The sequence below is a fragment of the Catenulispora rubra genome, from assembly GCF_015356825.1.
Taxonomy (GTDB): domain Bacteria; phylum Actinomycetota; class Actinomycetes; order Streptomycetales; family Catenulisporaceae; genus Catenulispora; species Catenulispora rubra.
In genome coordinates this window covers 1-6,694 of record NZ_JAACYW010000443.1, presented here as the reverse complement: position 1 = coordinate 6,694, position 6,694 = coordinate 1, and the positions used below count along the sequence as shown (strand labels likewise).

Below are 6,694 nucleotides of genomic sequence, written 5' to 3'. Positions count from 1 at the left end.
GCGTCGCTCTGGCCGTCGCTCTGGCCGTCGACCCAGGCCCAGAACGACGGCAGCGTGAGGTCGATGTCGCGCGGGCCGAGGCGCGCCCACTCGAAGTCCAGGAGTGCGATGATGCGGCCGTCCCGGATCAACACGTTCGCCGGGGTGCAGTCGGCGTGCAGGAGGACGTCGGCCGAGCGGTCGATCGGGGTGCGTCCGACGCGGTCTAGCCGGGCCGCGATCCGGTCGAGCACGCCGCTGTCGACGTATGTCCTATCGCGGGCGTGCTCGATGAGCCGGTGCAGGAGTGGCGCGGACAGCGGTGTCAGGGTGCTGGCGGCGATGCGTACCGGGTCGTTCTCGGTCTCGGGCACTTCGGCGGCGCGGTAGCGCGTCAGGACTGAGGTCGGCGGCTGCCAGTCGTGTAGGCGCCGCATGATGTCCGCGAGTTGCCGTACATAGTCGCGAAGCACCGGCGCGGGCTCGGTTTGCCACGCATGCCACAGCGACGTTGCGTGGTGGCGTTTGACCAGCATCCAGCTCAGGGCGTCGTCACGTCCGTGGTTCAGGACCTGCGGGCCCGGGACGTCGTCGGGGAGCACCGCGGCTAGTTCGGCTTCGCGCACCACGCGGTCGGTGTCGCCGCGCCAGCAGACCCGCAGGACCGAATCTGGAAACAACCAGGTGTCGTTGGAACCGCTTTCGACGAATACCTCGTCGCCGGTCAGCGACAACCCTGCTGCAGCCGCGACCCGAGCGAGCCGCCGCCGCGCCACCGCCTCCTCCCACGGCCAGCGCGGGGTGCCGTCGATGATCGGGACTTCGGCGTCGGGGAGGTTGTAGGGGCCTGTGAAGCGGGCGATCTCAGCGGCGGTCGACATTCGTGGAGGCTATCTGAGGGGAGAAAAGTGGCGGCGGCCATTAACGGCCGCCGCCACCGATCAGCGAATCAAGCGAAGCGAATCAAAGAGCTGAGAACCCCTACCCCAACCGAGCCTCGATAGCCGCAATGATCTTCGGCCGCATCTCCGCCGCCTTGATCACCTCGTCCACCGAGCCGACCTGCACCGCGCGCTGGATGCTGTGTACGCGGTCGAACTCCGTTGCGACCTCGCCCAGCTTCTCGGCGCGGACCGATACGCGCAGCTCGTCGAGCTCCGCTGCCAGGGCTGCGCGGTCGGTGCCGGCGGCGGCTGTGACGCGTGCTTCCAGGTCGCGGATGCGGGGGTCGTTTGCGGTGCGGGAGTTCACGTCGCCGGCGAACACCACGGCGGCGGCCGGGGCGCCGCCGAGGACCGAGGCGTAGGAGCCTTCCAGAGCCAGGACCGTCATGTTCGGGTTCAGCGCCTTGGAGAACACCACGAACGCGCCGCCGTGGTACCGGGAGATCACGCAGAACACGATCGGCCCCTGGAAGTTCACGATCGCGCGGCCGATCTCCGCGCCGTACTCCAGCTGCAACTTCCGCATCGACTCCGGGGAGCCGTCGAAGCCCGATAGGTTGGCCAGCACCACCAGCGGGCGGTTGCCGCTGGCGGAGTTGATGGCGCGCGCGACCTTCTTCGAGGACTGCGGGAACAGCGTGCCGGCGGTGTACGTGTCCGGGCCGTCGGTGGGCGGGAAGCCCCGGCGCGGCACGGCGCGCGACTCGATCCCGACCAGGCAGACCGGCAGCCCGCCGAGGTGCACGTCCTGCACCACCGAGGTCTCGGCGCCCGCCATGCCGGCCCAGCGCTCCAGGACCGCGTGGTCCTGGTCGGACAGGGCCCGCATCACGGTCCTGATGTCGAAGGCCTTCTTGCGGTCCGGGTTCGCCGCGGCGCTGAAGATCTCGCCGACCGTGGCGAAGTCCGAGCCCGCGAAGGTGTGCGGGAAGGGGCTGATGTCGCGGGTGTGCGGGTCGTCGGTGGCGGCCCGGCGCGGCGTCGACTCGCCGGGGGCGATGTACGTGTGGTCGTAGTGCGCCATCAGCACGTCGCGAGCCGCCGCCAACGACGGCGCCCAGTACTGCGCCTGGCCGTTCGGGCCCATGATGCGGTCGTAGCCGCCGATGCCGAAGTTGTCCTCGGCCGACACGCCGCCGGAGAAGTCCAGCGCGTGCTTACCGGTCAGCACCATCGCCGAGTCCGGAGTCATCACCAGCACGCCGCGCGTGTGCATCAGCATCGTGGCCTCGGCGTTCCAGTACGGCTGCGCGCCGACGTTGATGCCGTTGACCACGACGTTGATCTCGCCGCCGTCCTGCGTGAACTCCACGATCCGCTTCAGCGCCGCCGCCACCCAGTCCATGTTCTCGGTGCCGGACTGCATGGAGATGCGCGCGCCGGAGGACAGCGCGTACCACTCCACCGGGACCTTCATCTGCTCGGCCAGGTCCAGCGCGGCGATCACCCGGCGGCACTCCGGCTCCGACAGTGCGCCGAGAGACTTCGTCGGGTCGCCGAGCAGCAGGACGCGCGTGACGCCCTGACGGTGCCGCCGGGTCCGGGTGGTGATCACGCCGGCCACCATCGCAGCCTTGTTCTGCCCCTTGGGCCGGTCCACCGGGATCAGGCGGTGTTCTCCGTCGGAGTCGCCCGAGCGGCCCGAACCGCCCGAGTCCTCCAGGTCGTATTCGGCGAAGTCGCCGAGCTGGTCGACCAGCTCGTACGGGTACACCGTCCCCCGGCTCGCCGCGCGCATCACCTTCAGCCGGTAGTCGTCCAGCGGCTCGATCGGGTCCAGGGTTGGCTCGCCGACGCTCAGCGAGGGATTCCCCGCGGTGTCGAAGCGCACCCGCACCGCGATCTTGATCAGCTCGCCGGTCTGCCACGAGCGCTGCCGGCCGATCAGCTCGATCTCCTCCAGGCCCGCGCCGGCTGTCGAGGGCAGGATGCGCTGCGCGATCAGGAACAGCTCCGAGCGCTTGATATTCGACACCGGCCACAGGTAGACCACGACCCGGTTCGTGCTGAACCGCTTGTTGGACGGCCGCCGCAGCTGCGCCCGCCGGATGGAGTCCACGCACGCCGCGATCGCGTCCTCGGCGGTCGGCAGCGCCACCAGCCGCCCGTCGTGGTCGCGGAGCTCGGTCAGGTCGCGGACCTGCGTGAAGGCGACCAGCCGGTCGTCGGCCGGGTTCTCCCGCGCCACGCACTGGTACAGATACACGTCCTCGTCGGAGGACGGCTGCCGCGTCAGGTCGAACTTGGTCAGCCGCTCCAGCTGCATCCGCTCGGCGATGTAGGGGTGCAGGCCCCGGATCAGCCGCTCCTCGGTCAGCCCGGTGGTGGTGCGCCGGAAGGTGAAGTGGTGGTGCATCACGGCGCCGCGCCGGCCGGCCACCGTGGCGGTCACCCGACGCACCTGCTGCGGCAGCGGGTGCGCGCTCATCACGCGCTGCAACTCGGTCGCGGCCTCGTCGGTGTCCGGCTGGTTCTCCCACAGCAGGTAGATGTCGGCGTCCAGCGCGCCGTCGGAGGCGGCCAGCTGGCCCAAGCCGTCCAACGTGTCGCCGAGCCGCTCGAACGGCACCGCCGCCGACACCAGACGCGAGTTGTCGTGCTCGGCGACCACGAAGGAGCTGCCGGCGACCTCGGTGGTCTGCACGCCGGTCAGGCCCTTGTTGCCGTAGTAGCGCCGGGTGAGCACCTCAAGCATCACTGAGTTGTCCAGATCCGGATGGACCAAGCGCTGTCCCAGCAGCCGCACCAGCGGCTCGGTGCTGCGCACCATCTCCGCGATCCGCTCGGCGCGGTCCTCGGCCTGCGGATTCTCGTCCAGGTAGCGCAGGTTCTTGCGGACCTCGGCGTAGACGCGGGCCCGGTTGCGCCGCAGCAGCGGCTGGCCGAACCACGCGTAGACCACGCCGCGCGCCAGGTCGGCGATCGTCGGGAAGCGCACCTGCGTGGCCGCGATCAGCTGCTCCAGCGCCAGGCCCGTCGGTTCGCGCAGCAGCTCGTCCGGCGGCAGTTCACGCAGCCAGGCGCGCAGCAGCGTGGTCACCACGGTGGCGTCCGTCGCAGCACGCTGCCGGGCCAGGAAGATGCGGAACACCGCCGCTTCCAGCTCCGGCGAGCGGTCCAGCTCGGTGATGCCGTAGTGCGCCAGCGCCTTGCGCAGGGCCGCCTGGAAGGACTCCGGCAGGCCCGCGCGCTCCACGTCCAGACTCTGCAGGTAGGTGTGGAAGTACTCGTGCGCGCTGTGCAGCTGGCTCTCGCCGGCCTCGTCCTTCTCGGCCCCGGCCGGACGGTTCTGGCCCAGGTCGGCCAGGTCGGCGAAGACCTCGATCAGCCCCAGCTCGCCGGCCCGCGGCCGCAGGCCCTGCTCGCCGGCGGTGGTGCGGGCCTCCAGGTAGGCCTCCAGGATGCGATCCTCGTCGTGCGGGTCCACGTCGAAGCCCAGCAGCAGGCTGCGAAGGTCCTCCTGGCCCTGAGCCACGCGGGTGCGGATGGGGACTTCGGTCGGGGCCGCCGGGAGGTCCAGCTCGACCGCCTCGGATGCGTGCGCCGCGCCGCCACCGGAGGCTGTGTCCTCGGGGTCCTCCTCGACGATCGGCTCCAGCCGAAGCAGCGGGGCGCCGGTCTCGACCTGGCTGCCGACGCTGACCGCCAGCTCCTTCAGCCGGGCCTTGAACGGCGCGCGCAGCACCGTCTCCATCTTCATGCTCTCCAGCACGACGACCGGCGCGCCGGCCTCGACCTCCGCGCCGACCTCCAGCGGCGTGGCGATCACCAGCGCCGGGGCCGGGGAGCGGACCACGCCGCCCTCGTCGCGGCTGACGCGGTGCGTGACGCCGTCCACCTCGACCTGGTGCACCGAGCCGTGGGTGGCGGTGAGCAGGCGGAAGCGTGCGCCGTTGACCACGATCTGGCCGGTGTGCCGGTCGAAGCGGTCCAGCACCACGTCCGCGGTCTGTGTCTGTGTCAAAGTCTGGGACTGCGCGCCGTGGCCGTCGCCGGCCTCTATCCCGACCCGGAAGCGCGCCGCGCCGACCCGGGCCACCCGGACCCGGTAGCCCACGCCGCGCAGCTTCAGGTCCAGCGGCCGGCCGGACTCGTGCTGCACCTGCGGACGGCCGCCGGAGGCGGTGGACAGCAGCCGGGCCCGCTCGACCCGCTCCTCGTCCTCGTAGGCGTCGATCGCGGCGGCGGCCAGCGCGACGGCGGCGTTGCGGTGCGAGACCAGGCGGCCCTGCGCGCGGACCCGGTCGATCCAGCCGGTGTCCGCCGAGGCGTCGATGACCTCGGGCTGGTCCAGCAGGTCCAGCACGAAGCTCTTGTTGGTGGTGCCGCCCTCGATGACCACGGAGGTCTCGGCCATCGCGCGGCGCAGCCGGCCCAGGGCCTCGTCGCGGTCCCGGCCGTAGGCGATGACCTTGGCGATCATCGAGTCGAAGTCGGCGGGGATGGTGTCGCCCTCGGACACGCCGGTGTCCACCCGGACGCCGGGTCCGGCCGGCAGGTCCAGGCGCGTGATGCGGCCCGGGGAGGGCGCGAAGTCGCGGTCCGGGTCCTCGGCGTTGAGCCGGGCCTCGATCGCGTGGCCGCGCTCGGCCGGCGGACGGCCTTCGAGCCTGCCGCCGGAGGCCACGTGCAGCTGCGCCTTGACCAGGTCGAAGCCGGTGGTCAGCTCGGTGATCGGGTGCTCGACCTGCAGGCGGGTGTTGACCTCCAGGAAGGCGAACTGCTTGTCGCCGGGGTGGTACAGGAACTCCACGGTCGCCGCGCCCCGGTAGCCGACCCGGACGGCCAGGCGCTCGGCGGAGGTCTTCAGCTGCTCGACCTGCTCGGGGCCGAGGACCGGCGAGGCGGACTCCTCGATCACCTTCTGGTTGCGGCGCTGCACCGAGCAGTCGCGGACGCCCAGGGCCCAGGCGGTGCCCTGGCCGTCGGCGATCACCTGCACCTCGACGTGCCGGGCGCCGGTGACCAGGCGCTCCAGGAACACGATGCCGGAGCCGAAGGCGCGCGCGGCCTCCTGGCTGGTGCGCTCGTAGGCGTCGACGAGTTCGGCCTCGTCGGTGATCACGCGGATACCGCGTCCGCCGCCGCCGGCGGTGGCCTTGAGCATCAGCGGGTAGCCGATCTGCCCGGCCGCCTCGATCGCCGCCTCCAGCGTCTCCACCGCGCCGCGGCTCCACGGCGCCACCGGCACGCCGACCTCCTCGGCCAGCAGCTTCGCGCCGATCTTGTCGCCGAGCTGCCGCATCGCCTCGGCGTCCGGGCCGATGAAGGTGACGCCGATCCGGTCGCAGAGCTCTGCGAACGCCGGATCCTCGGCGACGAAGCCCCAGCCCACCCACGCCGCGTCCGCGCCGGACTCCACCAGCGCGCGCTCCAGCAGCTTCAGGTCCAGGTAGGGGCGCGCGGCGGCGGGACCGAGGTCGTAGGCGACGTCGGCCTCGCGCACGAACGTGGCGTCGCGGTCCACGTCCGTGTGCAGGGCTACGGTCTCGATCGGCGCGGCGCTCTGCGCGCTCAGCTCCCGGACCGCGTGGATGAGCCGCATCGCGGCCTCACCACGGTTGACGATGGCGACACGACTGAACACCGGCCGGGGCCCTTCCTCTATTCCAAGGCACCAGTCGTGCGACCGGTTGTGGGCTGGCCGGTTTCCCCGCGCAGTCGTTGGTGTCGGCCGGACGAGCTGGTTGTGACTGGTCGGAGTGTAGTGCAACGGGGACGGGGGTCCGTGGAGCGTGGGGCGGCCGGCGGGCTACCGGTCGGTAGGGTGC

2 protein-coding genes are annotated in these 6,694 nt (G+C 71.6%); both read right to left on the bottom strand.

Annotated elements, in window-relative coordinates:
• Positions 1-860, bottom strand: an 860-nt coding sequence (locus GWK61_RS51690) for a phosphotransferase family protein (RefSeq protein WP_194921493.1), incomplete at its 3' end; no start/stop codon positions are given.
• A gap of 100 nt (positions 861-960) precedes the next feature.
• Entirely contained in the window at positions 961-6,510 is a 5,550-nt protein-coding gene (locus tag GWK61_RS51685; RefSeq protein ID WP_194921491.1) for an ATP-binding protein, read from the bottom strand.
• Positions 6,511-6,694 lie beyond the last annotated feature (184 nt).